This window comes from Humibacter ginsengisoli (assembly GCF_054780095.1).
Map to the genome: position 1 here is coordinate 168,191 of NZ_BAAGWZ010000007.1, position 24,249 is coordinate 192,439.

At 67.1% G+C, this 24,249-nt stretch carries 21 protein-coding genes; 10 read left to right on the forward strand and 11 right to left on the reverse strand.

The window, feature by feature from the left end:
* Positions 1-3 precede the first annotated feature (3 nt).
* On the forward strand, positions 4-1,023 hold the full coding sequence (locus ACYVI5_RS13825) for a LacI family DNA-binding transcriptional regulator (RefSeq protein ID WP_460580712.1): 1,020 nt from the start codon (positions 4-6) through the stop codon (positions 1,021-1,023).
* A 125-nt stretch (positions 1,024-1,148) separates the two neighbouring features.
* Here the strand turns inward: ACYVI5_RS13825 and ACYVI5_RS13830 are convergent, their stop codons facing one another.
* Entirely contained in the window at positions 1,149-1,931 is a 783-nt protein-coding gene (locus ACYVI5_RS13830) for an SDR family NAD(P)-dependent oxidoreductase (protein WP_460580713.1), read from the reverse strand.
* Positions 1,932-2,353: 422 nt separating this feature from the next.
* Between ACYVI5_RS13830 and ACYVI5_RS13835 the strand changes: the two genes are divergently transcribed.
* The 4 genes from ACYVI5_RS13835 to ACYVI5_RS13850 all read left to right on the forward strand — a co-directional run bounded on the left by ACYVI5_RS13835 (position 2,354) and on the right by ACYVI5_RS13850 (position 6,711).
* Positions 2,354-3,703, forward strand: coding sequence for an ABC transporter substrate-binding protein (locus ACYVI5_RS13835; protein WP_460580714.1), 1,350 nt, complete (start codon positions 2,354-2,356; stop codon positions 3,701-3,703).
* 96 nt (positions 3,704-3,799) lie between these two features.
* Complete coding sequence (locus ACYVI5_RS13840; protein WP_460580715.1) at positions 3,800-4,756, forward strand: carbohydrate ABC transporter permease; 957 nt, start codon at positions 3,800-3,802, stop codon at positions 4,754-4,756.
* A 1-nt stretch (position 4,757) separates the two neighbouring features.
* Positions 4,758-5,591, forward strand: coding sequence for a carbohydrate ABC transporter permease (locus ACYVI5_RS13845; protein WP_460534303.1), 834 nt, complete (start codon positions 4,758-4,760; stop codon positions 5,589-5,591).
* 4 nt (positions 5,592-5,595) lie between these two features.
* Positions 5,596-6,711: a LacI family DNA-binding transcriptional regulator gene (locus ACYVI5_RS13850; protein ID WP_460580716.1), complete on the forward strand. Its 1,116-nt coding sequence runs from the start codon at positions 5,596-5,598 to the stop codon at positions 6,709-6,711.
* Positions 6,712-6,848: 137 nt separating this feature from the next.
* On the opposite strand, the gene ACYVI5_RS13855 is transcribed toward ACYVI5_RS13850, so the two are convergent.
* From ACYVI5_RS13855 to rplJ, 4 genes are all read right to left on the reverse strand, one after another.
* Positions 6,849-8,051: an MFS transporter gene (locus ACYVI5_RS13855; protein ID WP_460580753.1), complete on the reverse strand. Its 1,203-nt coding sequence runs from the start codon at positions 8,049-8,051 to the stop codon at positions 6,849-6,851.
* Positions 8,052-8,173: 122 nt separating this feature from the next.
* Positions 8,174-8,683, reverse strand: coding sequence for a MarR family winged helix-turn-helix transcriptional regulator (locus tag ACYVI5_RS13860; protein ID WP_460580717.1), 510 nt, complete (start codon positions 8,681-8,683; stop codon positions 8,174-8,176).
* A 214-nt stretch (positions 8,684-8,897) separates the two neighbouring features.
* Complete coding sequence (gene rplL / locus ACYVI5_RS13865) at positions 8,898-9,290, reverse strand: 50S ribosomal protein L7/L12 (RefSeq protein ID WP_440294071.1); 393 nt, start codon at positions 9,288-9,290, stop codon at positions 8,898-8,900.
* A gap of 70 nt (positions 9,291-9,360) precedes the next feature.
* On the reverse strand, positions 9,361-9,876 hold the full coding sequence (gene rplJ, locus ACYVI5_RS13870; protein ID WP_460534309.1) for a 50S ribosomal protein L10: 516 nt from the start codon (positions 9,874-9,876) through the stop codon (positions 9,361-9,363).
* 343 nt (positions 9,877-10,219) lie between these two features.
* Here rplJ and ACYVI5_RS13875 point away from each other — a divergent pair, with 343 nt between their 5' ends.
* Both ACYVI5_RS13875 and ACYVI5_RS13880 read left to right on the forward strand, forming a co-directional pair.
* A complete protein-coding gene (locus ACYVI5_RS13875; RefSeq protein WP_460580718.1) occupies positions 10,220-12,001 on the forward strand; it encodes an MDR family MFS transporter in 1,782 nt (593 codons plus the stop codon).
* A gap of 29 nt (positions 12,002-12,030) precedes the next feature.
* Positions 12,031-12,513 carry a MarR family winged helix-turn-helix transcriptional regulator gene (locus tag ACYVI5_RS13880; RefSeq protein ID WP_460534313.1) on the forward strand — a complete coding sequence of 161 codons (483 nt, stop codon included), beginning with the start codon at positions 12,031-12,033 and terminating at the stop codon, positions 12,511-12,513.
* 97 nt (positions 12,514-12,610) lie between these two features.
* On the opposite strand, the gene ACYVI5_RS13885 is transcribed toward ACYVI5_RS13880, so the two are convergent.
* Genes ACYVI5_RS13885 through pdhA form a run of 3 tightly spaced genes read right to left on the reverse strand, consistent with a single transcriptional unit; the run spans position 12,611 to position 16,228 of the window.
* Positions 12,611-14,041 carry a dihydrolipoamide acetyltransferase family protein gene (locus tag ACYVI5_RS13885; RefSeq protein WP_460580719.1) on the reverse strand — a complete coding sequence of 477 codons (1,431 nt, stop codon included), beginning with the start codon at positions 14,039-14,041 and terminating at the stop codon, positions 12,611-12,613.
* A 25-nt stretch (positions 14,042-14,066) separates the two neighbouring features.
* On the reverse strand, positions 14,067-15,062 hold the full coding sequence (locus ACYVI5_RS13890) for an alpha-ketoacid dehydrogenase subunit beta (protein WP_460580720.1): 996 nt from the start codon (positions 15,060-15,062) through the stop codon (positions 14,067-14,069).
* Positions 15,059-16,228, reverse strand: a complete 1,170-nt coding sequence (gene pdhA, locus ACYVI5_RS13895) for a thiamine pyrophosphate-dependent enzyme (protein ID WP_460534319.1) — start codon at positions 16,226-16,228, stop codon at positions 15,059-15,061. Before pdhA ends, ACYVI5_RS13890 begins: the two co-directional genes overlap by 4 nt.
* A 105-nt stretch (positions 16,229-16,333) precedes the next feature.
* Here pdhA and ACYVI5_RS13900 point away from each other — a divergent pair, with 105 nt between their 5' ends.
* Positions 16,334-16,951, forward strand: coding sequence for a TetR/AcrR family transcriptional regulator (locus ACYVI5_RS13900; RefSeq protein ID WP_460580721.1), 618 nt, complete (start codon positions 16,334-16,336; stop codon positions 16,949-16,951).
* Between the two features lie 40 nt (positions 16,952-16,991).
* On the opposite strand, the gene ACYVI5_RS13905 is transcribed toward ACYVI5_RS13900, so the two are convergent.
* A complete protein-coding gene (locus ACYVI5_RS13905; RefSeq protein ID WP_460580722.1) occupies positions 16,992-17,837 on the reverse strand; it encodes an NAD-dependent epimerase/dehydratase family protein in 846 nt (281 codons plus the stop codon).
* Between the two features lie 252 nt (positions 17,838-18,089).
* Here ACYVI5_RS13905 and ACYVI5_RS13910 point away from each other — a divergent pair, with 252 nt between their 5' ends.
* Positions 18,090-19,751, forward strand: a complete 1,662-nt coding sequence (locus ACYVI5_RS13910; protein WP_460580723.1) for an HNH endonuclease signature motif containing protein — start codon at positions 18,090-18,092, stop codon at positions 19,749-19,751.
* A 53-nt stretch (positions 19,752-19,804) separates the two neighbouring features.
* Here ACYVI5_RS13910 and ACYVI5_RS13915 read toward each other — a convergent pair whose 3' ends face one another.
* Both ACYVI5_RS13915 and ACYVI5_RS13920 read right to left on the reverse strand, forming a co-directional pair.
* Positions 19,805-21,607: a sensor histidine kinase gene (locus tag ACYVI5_RS13915; protein ID WP_460580724.1), complete on the reverse strand. Its 1,803-nt coding sequence runs from the start codon at positions 21,605-21,607 to the stop codon at positions 19,805-19,807.
* A gap of 35 nt (positions 21,608-21,642) precedes the next feature.
* Complete coding sequence (locus ACYVI5_RS13920; RefSeq protein ID WP_460534354.1) at positions 21,643-22,407, reverse strand: response regulator transcription factor; 765 nt, start codon at positions 22,405-22,407, stop codon at positions 21,643-21,645.
* Positions 22,408-22,634: 227 nt separating this feature from the next.
* On the opposite strand from ACYVI5_RS13920, the gene ACYVI5_RS13925 reads away from it, so the two are divergent.
* Positions 22,635-24,194: an ABC transporter permease gene (locus ACYVI5_RS13925; protein ID WP_460580725.1), complete on the forward strand. Its 1,560-nt coding sequence runs from the start codon at positions 22,635-22,637 to the stop codon at positions 24,192-24,194.
* Positions 24,195-24,249: the final 55 nt, after the last annotated feature.

Consider the following 24,249-nt stretch of genomic DNA (forward strand, 5'->3'; position numbering starts at 1 on the left):
GTCATGACGGGCATCGACGACGTCGCGCGGGCGAGTGGCGTGTCCACGGCAACGGTGTCGCGGGCGTTGCGCGGCCTGCCGAACGTGGCCGCGGAGACCCGGGAGACGGTGCGGCGAGCCGCGGACGCGCTCGGATACGTGCCGTCGTCGAGCGCCGCGGGCCTGGCCACCGGGCGCACCATGGCGATGGGCGCCGTGGTGCCCTCGGTAAGCCGGTGGTTCTACACGGCCGTGCTGGAGGGCATCGACCGGGAGCTACGGAGCGCGAGCTACGACCTCATCCTGTTCAACCTGGGCGGCCGTGGTGGTGACCGGTCGCGGGTGTTCCACCGCTCGATCCTGCGCAAGCGCACGGATGCGCTGGTTGCACTGTGCCTCGATTTCAGCGCGGAGGAGCGCAGGCAGCTCGCCTCCACCGGGCATCCAGCGATCGTGGTGGGCGGGCCCGTGCGGGGCATCCGGCACATCGGCATCGACGATCTCGGTATCGCGTGCGCCGCCACCCAGCACCTCATCGAGCTCGGGCACCGCGAGATCGCGTTCCTCGGCGGTGACGACGAGGAGGGGCTGAACCACGTGGTGCCGCAGGCCAGGCGGGCGGGCTGGGAGCGGGCGATGGCCGCCGCGGGCCTGCCGGTGCGGCCTGATCTCGTGCTGCACGGCGGGTTCGACACGGCGACCAGCCGCAGGGTGGTGGACGCGATGCTGCATGCCGGGCGCCGGCATCCGACAGCGATCTTCGCCGGCAGCGACGAGATGGCGCTCGGCGCACTGCTGTCGCTGTGGGCGCAGGGGCTGCGGGTGCCGCAGGATGTCTCGGTGATCGGAATCGACGGGCATCCGCTCTCCCGCGTGTTCTCGCTGAGCACGTTCGAACAGGACCCGGGCGAGCAGGGAGCCACCGCAGTAAGGATGCTGCTCGCCGAGCTTGCCGGAGACCCCGCGCGACCGCGTTCGCTGCGGCATCCGGTGCGATTCGTCGACCGGGGAAGCACCGCGCCGCCTCCTTCGACAGCGCCATGAACCTGAGACAACACTCCCGGATTCGTTGCTGAAGCGCTCCGCGCGAGCGCTTGCAGTGGCCCGTTCGGCGGGCGTGGTTTCACGAATGTGGGACCGGCGATCGTGACGTGAAGCGACCGGCGGTGTCACGGTGCCACTGGATGCCGCCGGCGTTGTTCCGAGATCGCGCCGGAGAGGGCGCGCACGGCGCTGCGCGGCGAGTGACGAATCATCCAGATGATCAGCCGATACCGCAGGGTAGGTATGGAGATCACCTTGCCTTTGTCCACGTCGCGTAAACACGCTTCGACAAGGTCTTCCGAGTTCAGCCACATTCCATTGGGAATCGAACTCGACGGTATGCCAGCGCGCTCGTGAAGCTCGGTACGCACCCATCCGGGGCACAGTGCCGTCACTCGTACGCCGGTGCCCTTCAGTTCGACTGCGAGGCTCTCGGTGAAGGTGGTCACCCACGCTTTGATCGCGGAATAGCTCCCCATGGCGAGGAAGCCCGCGGTGCTCGAAACGTTGACGATGGTTCCCGCACCACGGCGGCGCATCGAACGTGCCGCCGCAGCGGAGAGCACCAGCACGCTACGGCACATGACCTCCAGCGCCTGGTCGTGGAGCGTCGAGTCCTGATCGGTGAGATCCGTGGATATGCCGAATCCGGCGTTGTTGATGAGGATCTCGATCGGTCGCGAGTCATCCGCCAGGCGAGCCAGCACTCGGGCGACGTCGTCCCGCGAACCGAGGTCCGCTTGAATGATCTCCACGGTGCGTCCGGCCATTCCTAGTTCGGTGGCCATGGCCTCGAGCCGATCCCTCGAACGGGCGACGAGCACGATGTCGTTTCCGCGATCCGCGAGAGTGCGCGCGAAGGCCGCACCTATGCCGGATGTGCCGCCTGTGATGAGAGCAGTAGCCATGGTCAGCACGATACGGCGCTGGCGACCCGAGCTCCGCAACAGGCGGTCCCCCGCGTCCGCAGTGTCAGTGACGCCCTTGAGCTGGACGGGGAAACGACACTTCACGTGAACCTGAGAGAACACTCCGGGATTCGTTACTGAAGCGCTCCCCGCAAGCGCTTGCAGTGGTTCGGCAGCGGGCATAGTTTCGCAAATGTGCCGGGCGGCTCGTCCCGGCCGACACCGTTCAACCGGGGGCGACCCGCTGAACCCTACGCAATGCAGCGCCAGCAGCCGGCCGACGCCCCGCAGCGGCCCAGGCTCTTCGCCCCGCGGTTGATCGGTGTGCCATCCAAGTCGCGTTGGTGAACGCGCACTTCGGCGTGCCCGCACACCGGAGTGCCCGAGCCGCGCGACTACGTCGGTACGAAGACGAGGAGATCATGTCGAAGAACATCACGCGAGCCTTCGGGCACAGGCGCATCATGAAGGTCGCGGCGATAGCCACCGCGATCGCCACGGTGGGCGTGCTCAGCGCGTGCAGCTCGGGAGGAGGCGGGTCGACGTCAACGTCGACGAGCTCCGCTTCGGGCAACGCGACGAAGGGCTCCATCACCTGGTGGGCGAGTCCCATCACCACGAGCGGCACCGATCCGCGCACCGTGCTGATCAGCGCCTTCGAGAAGGCGTATCCGAACATCTCGGTCAAGCTTCAATCGGCGCCCAACAACACCGACACGAACCGCGCCACCCTGACCACCCAGATCTCGGGCGGCGGAGGACCCGACGTCTACATGGGCGACGTCATCTGGCCCGCACAGTTCGGCGCTCACCAGCTCGCCCTTCCACTGTCCAAGTACCTGCCCAAGAGCTACTGGAACTCCTTCGCCAGCGGACTGGTCGACGGTGCTACCTACAAGGGACAGGTGTACGGCGCACCGTTCTTCGAGGATCAGGGATTCCTCTACTACCGCAAAGACCTTCTGCAGGAGAACAACCTGAAGGTTCCGACCACCTGGGAGGAGCTGGTGCAGGACTCGAAGACCGTGCAGAGCAAGGGTGAGGTGAAGTACGGCTACGTCTTCCAGGGCGACAACTACGAAGGCGCGACCTGCAACTTCATGGAGTTCCTGTCGGATGCCGGCGGCACGGTGCTGAACAAGAACCAGACGAAGTCCACGCTCGACAGCCCGGCCGCGACGAAGGCGCTGACGTTCATGCAGAGCCTGGTGAAAGACGGCATCAGCCCGCAGGCCGAGTCGACGTTCCAGGAGACCCAGTCGATGAACTCGTTCGCTGCCGGCGACTCGCTCTTCCTGCGCAACTGGGACTACGCGTACTCGAACTCGCAGGCATCCGGTTCCGCGGTCGTCGGCAAGGTCGGCGTCGCCCCGATGCCGACCTTCCAGGGCCAGCCGACCCCGGGGTACTCCAACATCGGCGGCTGGAACCTGTACGTGAACCCGCACAGCAAGAACGTGGCGGCCGACCTGACGTTCATCAAGTGGATGACCGGCAAGGATGCGCAGACCACGCTCGCCACGCAGTTCAGCGAGATCCCGACGAACGCGGCGGTGCGCTCCTCCTCCGCGGTGAAGAACGCCAACCCGGTGCTGGCGATCGTGTCGAAGACCAAGCTGGTGCCCCGTCCGGCGCAGACGCCGAACTACCCGCAGGTCAGCAAGGCGATCTACACGGCGGTCAACGGCGTGCTGTCCGGTTCGGCGCAACCGGCGGACGCGATCAAGACGGCGAATACGTCTATCAACAGCGCACTGGGCGGCGGCCTCTAGGCGCGACGTGCGCACCTGTGGCCGCCGTGCTGAGCGCGGCGGCCACAGAGCACGAAGCCTGACGAGCGGCACCGGCGAGCCAAGGAGGACTCGACCATGTCAACCACGAGTACGGACGCACCGCTACGCACTGCGCTGCCGCCCGAGTTGCGCCACAAGGGCGCATACCGGCGCCTCATGGCGCGCATCGGCTGGGGCTTCTCCGCTCCGGCGCTGATCCTCATCGCCGCTGTCACGCTCTTCCCTGTCGTGTTCTCGGTCGTGATGAGCCTCGGCAATGTCAATGTTCTGGGCAGCGGCTTCCAGATCGACGGCTTCACGCTGTCGAACTACGGCATCGTCTTCACCAGCCCGTTGTGGCAGTACGCACTGCTCTTCACGGTCGGTTACACCATCGTCACCGTGATCGTGGAGCTCGTGCTCGGCACGCTCATCGCGCTCGTCCTCGAGAAGCTGGGCGCGGCGCGAGGCTGGATGATGGCCATGCTTCTGGTGCCGTGGTCGCTGATCACCGTCATCTCCGCGACGTTGTGGGACTACATCTACGACCCCACCTACGGTGCGGCGGATGCCATCTTCCACGCTCTCGGGCTCGGCTCGCCCGTCATCCTCGGCTCGCCGGCCTCCGCGATCATCGCGATGATGATCGCCGATATCTGGAAGACCACCCCGTTCGTGGCGATCATCGTGCTCGCCGGCCTCGTGATGCTGCCGAAAGACGTGTTCGAGGCCGCCGAGATGGATGGCTCGAACGGGTGGAAGACGTTCTGGCGCGTGACGCTGCCGCTTCTGCGACCGACGATCGCGCTGGCGGTGCTGTTCCGCATCCTTCAGGCGTTCGGGGTGTTCGATCTTCCGTTCGTGCTCACCGGAGGCGGCCCGCAGAACTCGACGACCTCGCTGGCCATGCTCGGCTACCAGGTGATGTTCACCGACCTGAAGTTCGGTCCTGGCGCCGCCGTCGCCGTGACGACGGCGGCACTGGTGGTGATCGGCTGTCTCGTCTTCCTCAAGGTGTTCCGATCACAGGTCAGCGAGAACGAGGGAGACTGACATGCGCAAACGTTCGCTCGGCGCCCGCTGGGGCCTGGCCATCAGCTCCGCCATCATCGTCCTCTTCGTGATGGCGCCCATCTACTGGATGCTCGCCGCCAGCTTCAAGACGACGGCCGGCGTCTCGTCGCAGCCGCCGCAGTGGTTCCCGACGCCGCCCAGCGTCGAGAACTACGCGATCGCCTTCGTCGACCACGGATTCGCCCACTACATCCTCAACTCGGTCATCGTCTCGGTGATCGCGACCGTGATCGTGCTCGTGCTCGGCACCCTCGCCGGGTACGCCCTCGGCCGTCTGCCGATGCGCGGCAGGTTCCCGATCATGGTGTCGCTCCTGGTGCTCTCGGTCTTCCCGGCGATCGCGCTCATCGCGCCGTTGTATCTGCTGATGCGCGACATCGGCTGGCTCGACAGCTATCAGGCGCTGTTCGTGCCCTACGCGGCGATCAACCTGCCGTTCGCGATCTGGATCCTGCGCAACTACTTCATCGGCGTGCCGAAGAGCATGGAGGAGTCGGCCCGCATCGACGGGGCGTCACCGATCCGCACGGTCTGGTCGATCGTGCTGCCGATGGCGTTGCCTGGCCTGTTCACGGCGGGCATCTTCGCGTTCACCGCCTGCTGGACCGAGTTCCTGATGGCGCTGTCGTTCAACAGCGCCGATGCCTTCCGCACCATCCCGGTCGGCATCGCCCTGTTCGGCAACGCGCATGTGACGCCGTACGGGGCGATCTTCGCCGCGAGCGCCGTCGCCGTCGTGCCCATCGCCATCCTCGTGCTCGTGTTCCGCAAGTCCGTCGTGTCCGGCCTCACCTCCGGGGCCGTCAAGGGCTGATCGAATGGATGCCTCGCTCCCGCGTCCGCTGCCCGCGTCCAGCAGCATCAACGATGTGGCGAGAGCGACGGGCGTGTCGACGGCGACGGTTTCGCGCGCCCTTCGCGGGCTGCCGAACGTGTCAGAGACGACCCGCGCGCTCGTGCGGCAGGCTGCGGCCGACCTCGGATATGTACCGTCGTCGAGCGCCGCGGGTCTGGCGTCCGGCCGGACGATGGCGATGGGCGTCGTCGTTCCCACGCTCGACCTCTGGTTCTACTCGACCGTGCTCGAGGGTGTCGACGCCGTGCTGCGGCGGGCGGGCTACGACCTCATCCTGTTCAATCTCGGGGATCGCCACGGCGGGCGGGAGCGGGTCTTCGACCGCAGCATCCTGCGCAAGCGAACGGATGCCCTCATCGCGCTCTGCATCGACTTCAGTGCCGAGGAGCGCCGGCATCTGGCATCCACGGGGCATCCGACCATGATCGTGGGCGGTGCCGTGCGGGGTCTTCGACACGTCGCCATCGACCAGCTCGGTGCGGCCCGCATGGCGACCGAGCACCTCATCGGCCTGGGTCACACCGACATCGCCCATGTCGCCGGCGACGTGATACCCGGATACACGAAGGATGCGCCGGAACAGCGCCGGCGCGGATTCCAGGAAGCCCTCGCCGCCCATGGGCTGCCGAACCGCCCGGACTGGACCGTGCACGGAGCATTCGACCTCGCAACCGCCAGGGGTGCCGTGGCTGAACTTCTCGAGCGCCCGGGTCCGCGGCCGACGGCGGTCTTCGCCGACTCGGACGAGATGGCCATCGGGGCGATGGTGGCGGCCAGAAGCGCCGGGCTGCAGGTTCCCGGCGATCTCTCGATCATCGGCATCGACGACCACCGGCTGGCCGCGCCGTTCGAGCTCACCACGGTGGCGCAGAACCCGTTCGAGCAGGGTGCGCTTGCCGCCAGGATGCTGCTCGAGGAGCTGCGAACGAACAGCGCACCCAAGCGTTCGGTGCGGATGCCCGTGCACCTGGTCGTGCGCGGCAGCACCGCTGCTCCTGCGGAGTCGACGCCGGCGGCGCCGGCTGTCACCTCGACGTCGGAGCCTCGACTCGCCCCGGCATCGCCACCCGCGGCATAGCTGCCGACCCGAGCGTACGGTGTGCCGGAAATCACTCGATGCGCCGGACGTATCGAGTTGATAGGTCCGGCGCATCGTCGGGTTTCCGGTCGACCGTGTCACGCGGTTGGCGCGTCGCCACGAATCAGCAGGCCAGCTCAGTCGGCGTCGCCGATACCGATCGCCTCCGCCTCCTGCTCAGCGCCTTCGACCGCGCCGTCCGCACGACGCAGCGCGCGGCGTCCGAACATGATGATGAACGTCGAGATCACGAGCACCACGGCACCGAACAGGAACGGCACGGCGGCACCGAACGCGTTGCCGAGGGCAGCGGCCACCGGCGGGGCGATCGCACCGCCGATGAACCGAACCCCCGAGTAGGCCGACGACGCAACGGGCCTGGGCAGATCCGTCGCCTCCATCGAGCACTCCGTCAGCACCGTGTTCAGGATGCCCAGGAAGATGCCGCCGACGATGACGAGCACGATGATCGCGACGATCGACTTCACGAAGAGGGCGACGAGGAGCAGGTCGATCGCGAGCAGCGGGATGACAATGGTCAGCACGGTCGTGCGGCGCATCCGGTTCGTGAGTGCGGGTGCGAGCCACACCGACGCGATCGCCAGGCAGATACCCCAGCCGGTGAAGATGAGTCCGAGCGGGATTGCGGCATCCAGTCCGAGGTCTGCGAGAGCGAATGGCGTGTAGGCCAGCAGCACGAAGAAGCCCATGTTGTAGAACAGCGCTGCGGCGGCCATGACGCCGAGGCCCGGCCTCGCCAGCCCGCGGAACGGCGCGGTGAGCTTGGTCGGCACCGGCTTCTTCTCGTCGCGGGCGCGCAGCATGGTGACTATGGCGAGGAAACCGACCGCCATCAGCGTGGCTGTGCCGAAGAACGGTCCGCGCCACGACACGTTTCCGAGCAGTCCGCCCACGAGCGGGCCGAGCGCCATCCCCAGGCCGAGTGCCGCCTCGTACAGGATGATCGCCTGCGACGCTCCCCCGGACGCCGCGCCGACGATGGCCGCCAATGCGGTCGAGATGAAGAGAGCGTTCCCGAGGCCCCAGCCTGCACGGAATCCGATGATCTCCCACACCGACCCGCTGGCGCCGGCGAGGGCTGCGAACACGACGATGACGGCGAGCCCGATGAGCAGCGTCTTCTTCGTGCCGATACGCGTGGAGAGCCAGCTCGTGAAGAACATGGCCGCACCGGTGATCAGCAGGTAGGTGGTGAAGAGCAGCTCCGTCTGCGCCGCGGTGGCCTTCAGGCTGGCCGCGATCGCCGGGAGGATCGGGTCGACCAGGCCGATGCCCATGAACGAGACGACGCACGCGAACGCGACAGCCCAGACGGCCATCGGCTGCTTCAGGATGCTCGCACCGCCCGAGTGCTCTGCGCCGCTGTGCCCCGTGCTGTGCGCGGTGCGGGGCGTCGGGATGGAGTTGGTATCGGAAGGGATGTCGGTCTGCGTCATCGGGCTCAGTCGTTCGTCTTTCGTGAGGGTGATTCCGTCGATGTGGACACCTGCGCGATGCGCGGAAGCACGAGCTCCAGCGCGTGCTGCACAACGCGACGGTCGTCGTCGGTGAGGTCTTGGAAGTACGGGAGCAGGGCGGTCGCGAGCGTGTTGCGCCACTCGGTCAGCTGGATGATGCCCTTCGCCGAGATGCCGATCTGCCATGCTCTGGCGTCGTCGGCATCCGCGATCCGCTTCACCCACTCGCGCTCGACGAGGCCGGCGACGATCTTGGTCATCGTCGGCTGCGCGACCTGGCTGGCTGCGGCGAGTTCGCCGAGGCGCATCGGCCCGGACTGCTGAAGCACCGCGAGCGTGCGCCAGGTGGCCGGACCCTCCGGGCCACCGGAGAGTCGGTGGGCGAGGCGGGTCACACGGCCGGAGAGTTGCACGAAATCGCTGAGAAGGTATCGCAGTTCGGCTTCGCTGCCCGTCTCATCCCTGAGCTGAAGGGAGATCGGTTCGGTAAGCATGAAACAATCATATATAGCCAGGCTATGTATTTCAAGTCATGCCTCCCTCCCGGCGAGACTACGTGTATGCGCTGACGCTACGTGCATCACGGCTAGTGTCAGCGCATACGCCTAGTGTCGGTGCACCGAGCGAGCACAACGAAGGGCGCCATCCCGAACAGGGATGACGCCCTTCTGCGGTTCTGAGAACCTGCGGCCCCTAGCGGGGCAGGTACTACTTGAGCGTGACGGTCGCGCCGGCCTCTTCGAGAGCGGCCTTCGCCTTGTCAGCGGTCTCCTTGTTCGCGCCCTCGAGCACGGCCTTCGGAGCACCGTCGACGACGGCCTTCGCCTCGCCGAGACCGAGGGAGGTCAGCTCACGCACGACCTTGATGACCTGGATCTTCTTCTCACCGGCAGCCTCGAGGACGACGTCGAAGGAGTCCTTCTCCTCAACCTCTTCGGCAGCGGCACCGGCGCCACCGGCGGCCGGGGCAGCAACGGCGACGGGCGCAGCGGCGGTGACCTCGAAGGTCTCCTCGAACGCCTTGACGAACTCCGACAGCTCGATGAGCGTCAGACCCTTGAACTGCTCGAGCAGCTCCTCGGTGGACAGCTTTGCAGCCATTTTCTTCTCCTTGGTTTTTTCGTGTACTCACCGCGGCGAGCATCCTTCACCCCGAAGGGCGAGCGGATGCCTACGCTGCGGACTCCTGCTTCTCGCGCAACGCGTCGACCGTGCGAACGGCCTTCGACAGCGGTGCGTTGAACAGATATGCGGCTCCGAACAGCGAGGCCTTGAAGGCACCGGCCAGCTTGGCCAGCAGCACCTCACGGGACTCGAGGTCGGCGAGCTTGCCTACCTCTTCGGCGGAAAGGGCACTGCCATCGAAATAGCCGCCCTTGACCACGAGAAGAGGGTTCGCCTTGGCGAAGTCACGCAGACCCTTGGCGACGTTCACGGGGTCACCGTGCACGAAGGCGATCGCGGACGGTCCGGCGAGCTCGTCGTCGAACGCCGAGATGCCGGCGTTGTTCGCCGCGATCTTGGTCAGCGTGTTCTTCACCACGGCGTAGGTCGCGTCTGCGCTGATGGACCTGCGAAGCTCACGAAGCTTCGCAACAGACAGACCGCGATACTCGGTCAGCAGAACGGCGGTCGAGCTCTTGAACTTCTCCTCGAGCTCGGCAACCGTGGCTTCCTTGTTCGCCATGGCCACTCCTCTTACCTACGAGACGCGCGGCGGATGCTGCGCGCCGCCTTCGGACCGGCCGGAGAAAGAAAAAAGCTCCATGCGCAGGCACGGAGCGTGTCGGATGCCCGCACTGAAGCGGACTTCGTCTCGATCTCGCCTGCGCGGGCCGTCTCGATCCGATCTGCTGATCGTTCGAGAACCTTCGATCGACGTGCGAGCACGCCGATGACCGGCGGTCTTGGGCTTCATCAAGCCTACGCGATGCGCCACGGATGCCCAAATCGCCGGACGACGCGGAATAGTTGACAAAACTCATTAGTTGACTAATGTGAACTAGTCCGTTCCCATCGCAAGGAGTTCCATGACGCACGCCGCCACGAAGACGGAGCCGGAGTCGCAGGCATCCGGTCCCGCCAAGATGTCGCATCGGCAGGTACTCGAGGCGCTCTCCGGTCTGCTGCTCGGCATGTTCGTGTCGATCCTGGCCGGAACCGTCGTCTCGACCTCGCTGCCGAAGATCATCGCCGACCTGAAGGGCGACCAGACCGCCTACACCTGGGTCGTCGTCGCCACGCTGCTGGCCACGACCGTCACCACGCCCATCTGGGGCAAGCTGGCCGACCTGTTCAACCGCAAGCTGCTCATCCAGCTCTCGCTCGCCATCTTCGTGATCGGCTCAGCGCTCGCCGGGTTCTCGCAGGACACCAGCATGCTGATCGGATTCCGCGTGCTGCAGGGCGTCGGTGCAGGCGGTCTCACGGCGCTCAGCCAGGTGATCATGGCCGACATCATCAGCCCACGCGAGCGCGGAAAGTACATGGGCGTCTTCGGCGCCATCATGGCGGTCGGAACTGTGGGCGGCCCGCTGATCGGCGGCGTGCTCACCGACTCGGTCGGCTGGCGCTGGAACTTCTACATCGGAGTTCCGTTCGCGATCCTCGCGATCATCCTGCTGCAGACCACGCTGCACCTGCCGAAGAAGCCGAAGCAGAAGGTGTCGATCGACTACCTCGGTGCCGTGCTGATCGCCGCCGGCGTCTCGATCCTGCTGATCTGGGTCTCGCTGGCCGGGCAGAGCGGCCAGTTCGAGTGGGCATCCGCCACCAGCTTCTGGATGGTCGCCGCAGCGGCCGTCGCACTCATCACCGCCGTGCTCGTGGAGCTCAAGGTGAAGGAGCCGGTCATCCCGCTGCGGCTTTTCAAGAACCGCACGTTCACGTTCTCGGCGATCGCCAGCATCTCGGTCGGTGTGGCCATGTTCGGCACCTCGGTGTTCCTCGGCCAGTACATGCAGCTGGCGCGCGGCGCCACGCCGACGCAGTCCGGCCTGCTCACGCTGCCGATGATCGTCGGCCTGCTCGTGTCGTCGGTCGTGATCGGCCAGATCATCAGCCGAACCGGCAAGTGGAAGTCGTACATGGTGGTCGGCAGCATCCTGCTCATCGCCGGGCTCGTGCTCATGGGCACCATCGACTACGACACCAACTACGTGGTGCTGTCCATCTACATGTTCGTGCTCGGTGCGGGCGTCGGCATGGTGATGCAGAATCTCGTGCTCATCGTGCAGAACGTGGTCGCGCCGGCCGAGATGGGAGCCGCGAGCGCTGCGGTCACGTTCTTCCGCAGCCTCGGCGGCACGGCGGGCGTCTCGGTGCTCGGATCGGTGCTCGGCACCCAGGTCGCGAACCACCTCGCCGACAAGTCGCAGGAGCTGACGTCGGCGATCATGAAGCTCGGTCCCGCGGGTGCCGCGCTCGCCAAGTCGCTGCAGAGCGGCACGATCCCGAACGTCTCCTCGCTGCCGCAGAGCGTGCGGGTGATCGTGGAGTCTGCGTACGGCCAGTCCGTTGCGTTCGTGTTCCTGATCGCCGTACCCCTCGCCGTCATCACGCTCGTCGCGGTGTGCCTGCTGCCGAACAACAAGCTCGGCACGAAGACCACGATCGAGCGTCAGCACGATGAGGATGCCGCCACTTCCGTTCCGCGCGTTGGTGCGTTCGCTACCGCCGCCGTCGAGTTGATCGACGACGCCGATGCCCTGATCGGCGGGCAGTCGCTGGAGGCGGTGGATGCGATCGCGCACACCCCGCGCGCCGCGCACGACGGATCCGACGCGGCCTCAGGCATCCGCTCGGATCAGTAGCGAGAGATCGCCTGGATATGATGCCCACCATGACCGAGAGCGATCGCGCCGCCGGTGGCGGGACCGCAGGCAGCAGTCCCGGCGCCGGACTCGACGGCGCGATCGAGTCGGTCGAGCGGGAGTTCAGCACGCTCTTCGTGAAGCTGCGCAACCGCATGCGGGCGCAGGCGCTTCAGCTGCATCCGGAGATCCAGCCCGCCGGCTACCTCATGCTCACGACGCTCTCGCGATCCGGGCCGATGCACGCCGGCGCGCTGGCCGAGGTGCTCTATGCCGACAAGAGCCTCGTGAGCCGTCAAGCGTCGCAGCTGGAGCAGCTGGGACTGCTTCGCCGCGAGCAGGACCCCGCCGATCGTCGCGCCACCTATTTCGCGCTCACCGACGAGGCGCAGAAGCGGCTGAAGCAGCTCTTCGAGCGCAATCGCGAGGAGCTGCGCTCGGGCCTTTCGGGTTGGGATGTCGAGGAGCTGCGCCTGTTCGCGCGGCTGCTGCACCGGCTGAACGAGTTCTGATCCCGTGCGCTGCGGGACGCACCCGTCGGCGACGAACCGGCCCAGCTCGGAGCCGGCACAGTCGACCGGCCCGGCTCCGAGCATCCGACGTGCTCCGTCAGGCGAGGATCGTCCAGGGATCCTCGATGAGCCGCGTGAAGGTCTGCAGCCACTGGGCGGCGAGAGCGCCGTCGATGATCCGGTGGTCGCTGTTCAGCGTGTAGCGCATGCGATGCCGGGGCACGATCTGCCCGTCGACCACGGCCGGCTCCACCTTCGTGCCGCCGACCGAGAGGATGGCGCCCTCCGGCGGGTTGATGATCGCGGTGAACTCCTCCACCCCGTACATGCCGAGGTTGCTGATGGTGAACGTTCCGCCGCTCATCTGCGCCGGCGTGAGCTTGCGGTCCTGTGCAAGCTTCACCAGCCGCTTCGACTCCTCTGCCAGTCGCCCGACCGACTTCGTGTCGGCATCGTCGATGACGGGCACGACAAGCCCGTGATCGGAGGCGACGGCGATCCCGATGTTGATGCGGTGGTGCACCTGTATGGCGGTGGAGTCGTCGCCCGGGTAGCTCGCATTGACCAGTGGATGCTCGCGCAGCGCGAGCGCAGCGGCCCGCACGAGCAGGTCGTTGACGCTGATCTTCTGCCGGCCTGCTGCCACGAGGCGCTCGTTGAGCGTGGCGCGCATGGTCATCAGCTCTTCGGCACCCGCGACCGCCGTGACGGCGAAGTGCGGGATGCTCCGGGCGCTCTCCGCGAGACGCCGCGCGATCACCCGGCGCACCGAGTCCATCGGCACCTGCTCGGTGCCGCGGCGCTCGTCCAGCGACGAAGGCGCACCCTGCGATGCCGGCACAGCCGGAGCGGTTACCGCGTCGGGCGGCGCCACCGGAGCGGTCGCTCCCTCAGCGGCAGGCAGACCCGGCGTCGGTGCGCCTATCAAGTTCTCGACATCGGCTCGGATGATCCGCCCGCCGGGCCCGGAGCCCGTCACCGCGCGAAGGTCGATGCCGTGCTCCCTCGCGATGGTGCGCACCACGGGCGAGGCGAGCAACCGCTCCCGCGAGTTCACGCCGGAGGCACCTGGGGTCGGGACCTCGGGAACGGACGACCCTGCGGGAGCCGGCGCGGCCGGCCCCGACGCGGGAACGGCCTCGGTGAACGAGGTGCCCGCGGCCGTTGTTCCGGTAGCGGGCGGCTGCGTCGGCGTCTCCGCGTTCACCGGCTTCACGGCCACGGCGGTCGTCTCTTCCGGAGTGGTCGTCTGCGCCGCGCTCGGTGCGGCACCGGTGTCGCCCGAACCTCCGGGCGTTCCGTCGAGCTCGGCGATCGGCGTTCCGATCGTCACCGTCTCGCCCTCCGGCACCAGGATCGCAGTGAGCACGCCGGCCTCGTACGCCTCGAACTCCATCGTGGCCTTGTCGGTCTCGATCTCGGCCAGCACGTCACCGGCATCCACGTGATCCCCGACGTTCTTGTGCCAGGTGGAGATGGCGCCCTCCTCCATCGTGTCGGAGAGGCGCGGCATTGTGATCTGTTTCATGTCGATTCCTTGATCTGGCCGACGGTCAGCGCCGGCGCCCCACGGCGTCGAGCGTCTCGCGGATGGCATTCACGACATCGTCGAACGACGGGAGGGCCGCGGTCTCCAGCGGCTTCGCGTACGGCATGGGAACCTCGGCCATCGCGACGCGGCGCACGGGGGCATCCAGGTAGTCGAAGGCTCCGTCGGAGATCGAGGCGGCGATCTCCGCGCCGATGCCATAGGTGAGCCAGTCGTCTTCGAGCATGACAGCGGCGTTGGTCTTCTTCACCGACTCGATGATGGTGTCACGGTCCAGGGGCCGAAGGCTGCGCAGGTCGATCACCTCGATGTCGAGGCCGTCGGTCTCCGCGAGGCGTTCCGCCGCCTGCTGCGCGACCACGGCCATCCGCGAGTACCCGATCAGAGTGAGGTCCTTGCCCTCCCTGGTGACCTTCGCCTTGCCGATCGTGGCCGGTTCGACATCGTCGGGCACCTCGCCCTTCGTGTTGTACAGCGCGAGGTTCTCCAGGAACAGCACCGGGTCGTCGTCGCGGATGGATGCCAGCAGAAGCGCTTTCGCGTCGGCCGGCGTCGATGGGGCGACCACCTTCATGCCGGGCACGAACGCGTAGTAGAGCTCGATGTTCTGGGAGTGGGATGCACCGAGCTGCTGGCCGCCACCGCCCGGGGTGCGGATGACCATGGGCACGCTGAGCTGCCCGCCGAACATTCCGTGGATCTTGGCGGCGTGGTTCACGATCTCGTCCAGCGCGAGGAGCGAGAAGTTGATGGTCATGATCTCCACGACCGGGCGCAGACCGAGCATGGCAGCGCCGATCGCCGCCCCGGTGAAACCGCCCTCGGAGATGGGGGTGTCGCGCACGCGCCGTGCCCCGAACTCCTTCAGCAGGCCGGCGGTGATCTTGTACGACCCGTCGAAGATGCCGATCTCCTCGCCCATCAGCATGACGTTCTCGTCGCGAAGAAGCTCGTCGCGCAGCGTGTCGTGCAGTGCCTGGCGGTAGGTCATCTCGGTCATGCGACGCCTCCGGTCGTGAGCGCCGGAACGGGAAGCGCCGGGTAGAGCGCCTGCCCGGGGTATCGGCGGGAGTCGTTCGGCACTTCGGTGGCGTAGGTGTAGTCGAACAGGGTGGATGCATCGGGCTGCGGGCTCGATGCGGCGAACGAGGCGGCGTCGTCGACGACGGCCATGACATCCGTCTCGATCTTCTTCATCGCCTCGTCGTCGAGCACGCCATTCTTCTTCAACTCCGCTGCGAACGTGTGCACCGGGTCATGCTCCTTCAGCGCCTCCACCTCTTCGGCGTTGCGGTACTTCGCGGGGTCGACGACGGAGTGGCCGCGCAGTCGCTCCGTCATCACCTCGAGCAGGTAAGGACGGCCGCCGCGCGCGACCTCCACAGCGTGCTTCGCGGCCGCGGCCGTCGCGACGGGATCGAGGCCGTCCACACGCGCGGACTCGATGCGGTACGCGGCGCCGCGCTTGTACAGCTCCGGCTCCGCCGAGGAGTGCTCGACGTCGGTGCCCATGCCGAGGCCGTTGTTGATGATCACGTAGACGATGGGCAGATCCCACAGTCCGGCCAGGTTGACCGACTCGTGGAAGGCTCCGGTCGCCGTCGTGCCGTCGCCCATGGTGCACATCACGATCTCTGGCCGCCCTTGGTACTGGAGCGCGAGCGCCGCGCCGGTGGCGATGGGCAACTGGCCGCCGACGATGCCGTAGCCGCCAAGCAGCCGGTGCGTCACGTCGAACATGTGCATCGAACCGCCCCACCCCTTGGAGACGCCGTCGACCCGGCCGTACAGCTCGGCCATCACCTTGCGCGGGTCGATGCCGCGGGTGATCGCGTAGCCGTGCTCCCGGTAGTTCGTGAACAGGTAGTCGCCGGAGCTCAGCTCGCCGAGCAGTCCGACGATCGCGGCCTCCTCCCCCAGGTTGAGGTGGCAGTAACCGCCGATCAGAGCCTCGGTGTAGGCGCGCTGCGCCCTCTCCTCGAACCGGCGGATCAGCAGCATGTCGCGGTAGTAGTCGGTGAGGCGCTTCCGGCGCGCATCATCCAGCTTGGGACGGCGTTGAGTGGTCTTCGCCGAGCCGGAATCGCTCGACCGGGACCGGGTGCTGCGTGTGGTGGTCTTGGTGCGTGCGGACGCGCTGCGTGTCGTCCGGGCCGGATCGGCCATCGATCGTTCTCCTCCCGGCGCTTTCGTGAACGCCTGTGGTAAATGACACCGGTGAGTATCATTACAGGCGACATCATACGCCGAAGTGCGACGCAGGGGGCGCGGATGACCATGGAGAGCACCGCCTCAGACGGCAGCGCGCAGCACCGCAGGGGGCGTCCCACCGCCGAGCAACGGGAGGAGCGACGCGAGCGGATGCTGCAGCGCTCCTTGCCCGTCTTCCTCGAGCGCGGATACCAGGGAGCGACACTCGATGAGCTGGCACGGGCCTCCGGTGTCACCAAGCGCACCATCTACACGGACTACGGCGACAAGGAGGGCCTCTTCGCCGCGATGGTCGACGCGCTCGCCGGAGGCATCAGCCAGGGCCCGGACACGGTCGGCGAGACCCTGCAGTCACTGGCGACGAGGATCGTGTTCCGCATCCACTCCGATGAGCTCGTCGCATTGCACCGGCTGGTGATCGCCGAGGCACCCCGGCTTCCCCAGCTCGCGCGAGCGTTCTACGAGCACACCGACGCGCGTCACATCGCTGCGTTGCGCGCGCACATCGTGGGAGATGGCCACGCGGATGCCGGCGGGCTCGCGTCTGCGCTGTTCTCCCTGCTGCTCGGCGAGCGTCATCGCCAGAGGCTGCTCGGCGTGCGCGGAGCGGCGAGCGAAGCGGAGGCGGCTCGGATCGCCCGCCAGGCTCTGCACCGGCTGGGGTTGGGCTCCCGCTGACCCGGCAGGACAGCCCCGCCGGGAAGGCGGCACCCCAAGTTCAGTCGCGCCAGGAGTGCTGCGGCTCGTAGCCGAGCAGGCGCCGCGCCTTGTCGATCGAGAGCAGGGTGTCATGCTCGCCGAGATCCCGGGCGACCGGAACGCTACCGAATTCCGCGGCGGCCAGCTCGGCGTTGGGTCGGTTCGACACGGTGTCGGCCGCGGCGATGATGAAGACGTCGAAGCCTTGCGCCTGTGATTCCAGTGCCTTCAGGATGGCCTGCGAGCCGTCGCGCGCGTCTATGTAGCCCCACGCGTTCCAGCGCCTGTTCTTCGGGTCGGCGTCGTACTCGGGGAAGGCGGCGTAGTCCTCCGGGTCCATCACGTTGGAGAACCGCAGGGCGATGATCTTCAGCGTCGGATCCCACCGGGTGAACTGTCGCGCCATCGTCTCTTCGAGGTGCTTGACCAGCGAGTACGTGGACTCCGGACGTCCCGGATACTCCTCGTCGATCGGCAGGTAGGGCGGATCCTCGTCGAACGGAAGGCCCAGTACGGTCTCGCTCGACGCGTAGACGACGTTGCGGATGCCGAGCGTGCGTGCCGCCTGGAACACGTGATATGTGCTCAGGATGTTGTTCTCGAACGTGGCGACGTCGCTGCGGATGCCGGGGGCCGGGATCGCGCCGAGGTGCACGATCGCGTCGTATCCGATCTGCCTCGTGCCCTCGTGCACTCCGGCGAGCGCGTCCACCACCTGGCCGTAGTCGGTCAGATCCACCTGGAGAAAACCGGGGCCGCGGATGCCTGTCACATCGAACGACGTGACGTCGTGGCCGGCGTCGCGAAGCACGCGCACCGCCGTTCGTCCGAGCTTGCCTGATCCACCAGTGAGAGCGATACGCATGAGCGACATTCTGGCACCGTGGCCTCACGCGCAGTGCCGCTGATCGAATTCGCCGGTGCCAGAGCAAACCAGTACGTTGCCGCACGGGCAATCACACCATCTCTATCGCGAATGTCGCTCTAGTTTCGAATATAGCTTCGGTCTATTCTTCGGTTAGCGCCCTTATTGCAGCACTTTCCGTCCACAGTTCATCCTGGCCGACTGTTGTCCACACTCGTTGCTCTGTTCGATCTTGTTCTGTAGGATGGACGCATGTCCTCAACGGTGGAGCGTCTGGAAGAAGCCACGCAGCGTGCGTGTTCCGTTCTTCTGCGCTCCGCCGCGGACGGGCGTCGAACGTCAGAGTCCGGCGGGGAAGAGAACGATGCAAATCGGCCTTCGCTGGTGCAGCAGGTCACGGCGCTGGATGACGACTCACTCGCGCAGCTGATGTCGGATGCCGCGCATGGTCGCGCGGAGTTCGACACGATCATCACGGTCGCCGCCGGGGTCGCCGCGAAGCGATCCGAGTGGTCGCAAGGACAGGCAGGACTCGCGCAGCGGAACGGGCATCGAAACGCGGTGCGCTTCGTCCAGTCGGTAACCGGCGCCAGCCGAGGCGAAGCCGCACGCCAGGTTCGGCTCGGTGGGGCAATGGGTGAGGCCGACGCGGCAGAGCGGCTCCTTCGCCTGGCGGGCGCCGGCTCAGCAGACGACGGCTCGAGCGGCGATTCTCCGACGGGTGACGGCTCCGGCCCTGGGGCAGGCGCGAGCGCAAACGGCCATGATGCTTCGGACGCGCCGAAGGAGCCCGCCGTGCTCCCCTGGAGTCGTCCCGTGACCTCCGCCGTCGAAGAAGGCACCATCACGCCCGCTGCAGGCGACGCGATCGTGCGCGGGCTGGGTGAGCCGAGTCGCACCTGCGACATCGAAACGCTCCGGGCGGCGGCATCCGAACTCGTGCACGACGCACGAAAGACGCATGTCGATGAACTGTTCCGTACAGCGCGCCGGATGCGCGACGAGATCGACCCCGCCGGCGTGCAGGAACGCTGGCAAAGGCGCTACGACAAGCGGTCCTGGATTATGCGCCGCAACAACGACGGCCAGCTGACCGCCCATGTGATCTTCGACGATGAGTCCGGTGTGTTCGCGACGCAGTTGCTGGACATTGCGCTGAGCCCGCGCCGCGGTGGTCCACGATTCGTCTCCGAAGCCGAGCGAGCCTGGGCGAACACTGTGGTCAACGACCCGCGCACGAACGAGCAACTCGCGTTCGACACCATGCTCGACATCCTGCGATGCGGGGCCGAGTGCGATGACTCGACGACGTTCCGCACACATCGGCCCGCGGTGCGCGTCCTCGTCGCCGGGGACGAGGACTCACCATCGGGTATCGGCGGCATCGGCCACCTCGAAGGAAGCGACGACGCGATACCCCTGGCCGTCGTCGAGAGTCGGCTCTGCGACGCCGGTTCCCAGCCGCTGATCATCGACAGCTGCCGAAACCCGCTCGATCTCGGCCGCGAACAACGACTCTTCACCTCCAAGCAACGCACCGTACTCCGCGCCCGCGACGGCGGATGCGTCTGGCCGGAATGCGACAGCCCGGCCTGGGCCTGCGAAGCCCACCACACCATCACCTGGCACAAAGACCACGGCCGCACCGACGTCGCAGACGGCGTGCTGCTCTGCCGCTTCCACCACCTCCTGCTCCACAACAAGGGCTGGAAGATCGAACGAGACACCCCACCGACCGGAACGAGATATCTGCTGATCCCACCGGCCTCAATCGACCCCGAACGCGTCCCGATCGAACTCCACTCGAAATCAGCCGGATGGATCCACCACCGACGGCGAAGCCTGCGACGGCGTCCGACAACCCCTGGCCAAACGACAACGCCACCACCCGTTGCTTTCGCCACCCGCACGTGAAGCCCGCGCCGGTGGATCGCTGGTCGAGCGTGGAGCGCACCATCCGGTTCAGCTCAACCAGCGGCGGAACTCAACCCACGGCGCTCATCGTCCGGTGCCGGCGACTCTTTGACGCCCTGCTCGTCCGGTGTCGGCGACTCTTTGACGCCCTGCTCGTCCGACGCCAGCGACTCTCCGGACTTCTGGTCATCCTCCGACGCAAGCAGCTTCTCGGGGTCTGGACAATCACCTGATGCCAGGGGTTCCTCGAAGTCAGCCTCACCCGCAGAGGACGTCTCAGCCAGCGGCAACCGCACCGTGAACCGGGTCTCGCCCGGCTCGCTCTCCACCTCTACGATGCCACCCTGCGCCTCCACCACGGCGCGCACGATGGCAAGCCCGAGGCCGGTCGAGCCGGTGTGCCGCGATCGCGACGAGTCTCCGCGCGCGAACCGCTCGAACAGCGTGGACTGCAGGTCGTCCGGGATGCCCGGGCCGTCATCCGTGACCGTCACGACGGCGAACGAACGCTGCGCCCCGCGATCCACGGTCAGCGCTGTCGCGACGCTCGTTCCCTCCGGCGTGTGCACCCTGGCGTTGGTGAGCAGATTCGCGATCACCTCGTAGATGCGCGGGGCGTCGCCGAGCACCGTGACCGGTTCCGGCGGAAGGTCGACCGTCCAGCTATGGTCACGGCCTGCGGCGTGTGCGTCGGAGACCGCGTCGATGACGACGCGTGAGAGGTCGACCGGATCGTGGTCGAGCTCACGGCCCTCGTCGAGGCGTGCGAGCAGAAGCAGGTCTTCGACGAGCGCGGTCATCCGCTCCGCCTCCGACTCGATGCGGCCGAGCGCGCGAACCGTGTCCGCTGGCAGTTGCTCCGGGGCCCGCCTCGTGAGCTCGGCATAACCACGGATCGAGGCGAGCGGCGTGCGCAACTCGTGCGAGGCATCCGCCACGAACTGCCGCACCTTGTTCTCACTCGCCTGGCGCGACGACAGAGCGGATGCCACGTGCCCGAGCATGTGATTGAACGCCGCTCCCACGCGCCCCACCTCGGTATGCGGGTCGGTGTCCTGTTCGGGCACACGCACGCCGAGCGCCACCTCGCCCCGGTCGAGCGGAAGCCGCGACACGGCGGTCGCGGTGGCGGCCACGCGGTCGAGCGGGCGCAGCGCGAGCACGACGATGAGCAGTCCCAATCCCCCGGCCACCGCGATGGCGACGGCGGTGACCAGCAAGAAGATCGTGAGGAGCTGGGCGGTCGTCGCGTTCACCTCGGACAACGGCAGCCCGATGACCAGCGTTCCGGACGGCAGTTGGACGGCCTCCATGCGGAACTGTCCCAGCGTGCCGCCCAGATCGACGTCGACGGGGTGGCTGCCGGGGGCGATCGCCGCGATGTTCGCATTCGCGTTGCCCGACGTCTTCTGCTGAGGTGCCGTGGGATCGCGCGGGCTCAGGTAGACGGCGCTGACGTCGCCCTGATCGCTGACAACGGCAACAACGGTTCCCGCGCTCAGACCCGGCGTGCTCACCACGTCGCCGAGAAGCTGCTTCGCGGTCACTCCACCGGGTTCGCTGAGCGATCGCAGCGCGGCGAAGGATGCACGTTGCGCGGCGTACTCCACCTGATGATCGAGCTGTCCGACGAGGTAGCTGCGCAGGAACAGCGCACTCGCCAGGCTGACCACCACGCCGAGCACGGCGACGAGCGCAACCACGGAGAAGACGAGCTTGGTGCGCAGTGTCGTGCGGCGAAGCGGATGCAGCATCCTGCGCCACCACGATCCCCCCGCCCGAGGTTCCCGGCTCGGTCCCGCCGCAGCGCCGCCCGCATACGGGTTCGGCGTACCCGGTGAGGCCGTCGTACTCATGGTTCGCTCCTGCCGGGAACGGGTAGGCGGTGGACCTACTCCGCCGCCTTGATCATGTAGCCTGCCCCGCGCACCGTGTGGATCATCGGCGAACGGCCCGCGTCGATCTTCTTGCGCAGGTAGGAGATGTACAGCTCGACGACGCTGGAGGTTCCGCCGAAGTCGTAGCTCCACACCCGGTCGAGAATCTGCGCTTTGGACAACACGCGGCGCGGGTTGCGCATCAGGTAGCGCAGCAGTTCGAACTCGGTCGCGGTGAGCGAGATGCCCTCGCCCGCCCTGGTGACCTCGTAGGAGTCCTCGTCGAGCACGAGGTCGCCGACGACGATGCGCGGGTCTTGCGTATCCGCGATCAGGGCTCGTGAGCGGCGCAGCAGCGACCGGAGCCTTGCCACGAGCTCCTCGAGACTGAACGGCTTCGTCACGTAGTCGTCGCCGCCGGCGGTCAGCCCGGCGATGCGGTCGTCCAGCGAATCCTTCGCCGTCAGGAACAGCACCGGCGTCTCTCCGCCGCTCTCGCGCATCCTCGCCATCACCTGCAGGCCGTCGATGTCGGGGAGCATGATGTCGAGCACCACCGCGTCGGGGTTGAACTCGCGGGCCACGGTGAGCGCCTGCTGGCCGCTGGCGGCCGACTTCACCTCCCAGCCCTCGTAGCGCAGGGCCATCTGCAGCAGGTCGGTGAGGGTGTGCTCGTCGTCGACGACGAGGATGCGGATCGGCGAGCCGTCCGCGTGGTGCAACGGTGCCGGCGCGGACCGAAGCTGGCCGCGCTCGGAGCTGGCGAGAGAGGTGGACATGCTTCCCATTATCGAGAGCACCGTCCGAGACGACTGTGCTGCACTTATGCGGAGTCTGAGAGTCAGCCATCCGGCTCTCAAGAACCGCTCAGCCCGGGAACGGCCCAACCCGCCAGTACACGAGCCTTCGCAGCCAGGCCGGCGGTCGCAAGGTGAACGCACAACCTCGGCATAGCGACGCCACAATACGGATGCCTACGGTTCCTCCAGACCCACGGAGGACAACCATGTTCGCAACCTATCTGCGCCGAGAGCTGCTCGGGCGCCGCAGACAGACCATCATCATCGCCATCGGGATGGCGTTGGCGATCGCGCTCGTCATCATCGTGAATTCGGTGGCCGCCGGCGTGAAGAACGCGCAGGCTCAGGTGCTGCAGTCGGTGTATGGCGTGGGGACGGATGTCACCATCACGAAGCCGGTCAGCGCCCCGACTGCTGGCAGCGGCCAGGCACAGGGACCGAGATTCGACTTCGGCGCGAACTCCGGTGCGCAGTCAAGCGACGGCAGTCGCACGGTGGACTCCTCGCGGCTGAGCGTCGGCTTCGGAACGAACACCATGAGCGACTCGGCGCTGGCGAAGGTGCAGAAGACGTCGGGCGTCGCCGGCGCATCCGCCGCGCTCTCGCTCCAGAACACGAGCTTCAAGGGCACGCTCCCCGACTTCGGCCAGCGCGGCGCGGAGGGTCGGCAGAGCGGGTCGACCGGCGGATCCGGAGCCACCGGCGGCTCGGACGGCAAGGGCGGCAGCTCGTTCCAGGTCAACTCGTTCAGCGTGATGGGGATCACGCCGGGCGCCAAGGCGGTCGGTCCGGTCGCCTCCACGGCGCTCGGCAAGGGTCGCACACTCACCTCGTCCGACAAGGGCAAGGATGTCGCGGTGCTCGACGCAAGCTACGCGAAGACGAAGAGCCTCTCCGTGGGTGACACGATCAGCATCGGCGGCAAGGACTTCAAGATCGTCGGCACGGTGAAGCCCACCGGCTCCGATTCGGCGACCGCCTCGAATGTGTACGTTCCGCTGGATGTCGCGCAGTCGCTCTCCAGTGAGTCCGGCAAGGTCTCGACCATCTACGTGACCGCGACGTCGGCCGCCGATGTGGACTCGCTGAAGACATCACTGCAGAAGGTGCTCCCCGGAACCACGGTGTCGACCCAGGCGGATCTCGCCTCGAACGTCTCCGGATCGCTCGGCAGCGCCAGCCAGCTGGTCTCCAACCTCGGAACCTGGCTCTCGGTCATCGTGCTCGCGGCGGCGTTCCTGATCGCGATCCTGTTCACGATCTCCGGCGTCACGCGACGCACCCGCGAGTTCGGCACCCTGAAGGCGATCGGATGGTCGAACCGCCGCATCGTGGGCCAGGTCGCAGGCGAGTCCGTGGTGCAGGGCGTGATCGGCGGGATCGCCGGAATCGCGATCGGGCTGATCGGCGTACTCGTCGTCAACGTGATCTCCCCGACGCTCACCGGCGGCGTCTCGCGAGGCGGGTTCGGCGGTGCGCTCGCGGCGGGCGCCCGCCGCGCATTCGGCGGTACGGGCAGCGGATCCACCTCCACAGGCTCGACGAGCGGTGGATTCGGTGGACGGGGCTTCGGCGGCGGGTTCGGCGGCGCCGCGCGAGCCGCCGCCTCCTCGAGCACGCAGGTGGATCTGTCCGCACCCATCACCGTCTGGATCATCGTGATCGCTGTCGGCCTCGCCATTCTCGGCGGCCTGCTCGCCGGCGCGATCGGCGGATGGCGCGCCTCGCGCCTGCGTCCCGCCGAGGCTCTGCGGTCGGTGCAGTGAGCATGGTCAAGCAGCCACGAGCATCCGTCGAAGACGTCAGACCAACGAAGGAACG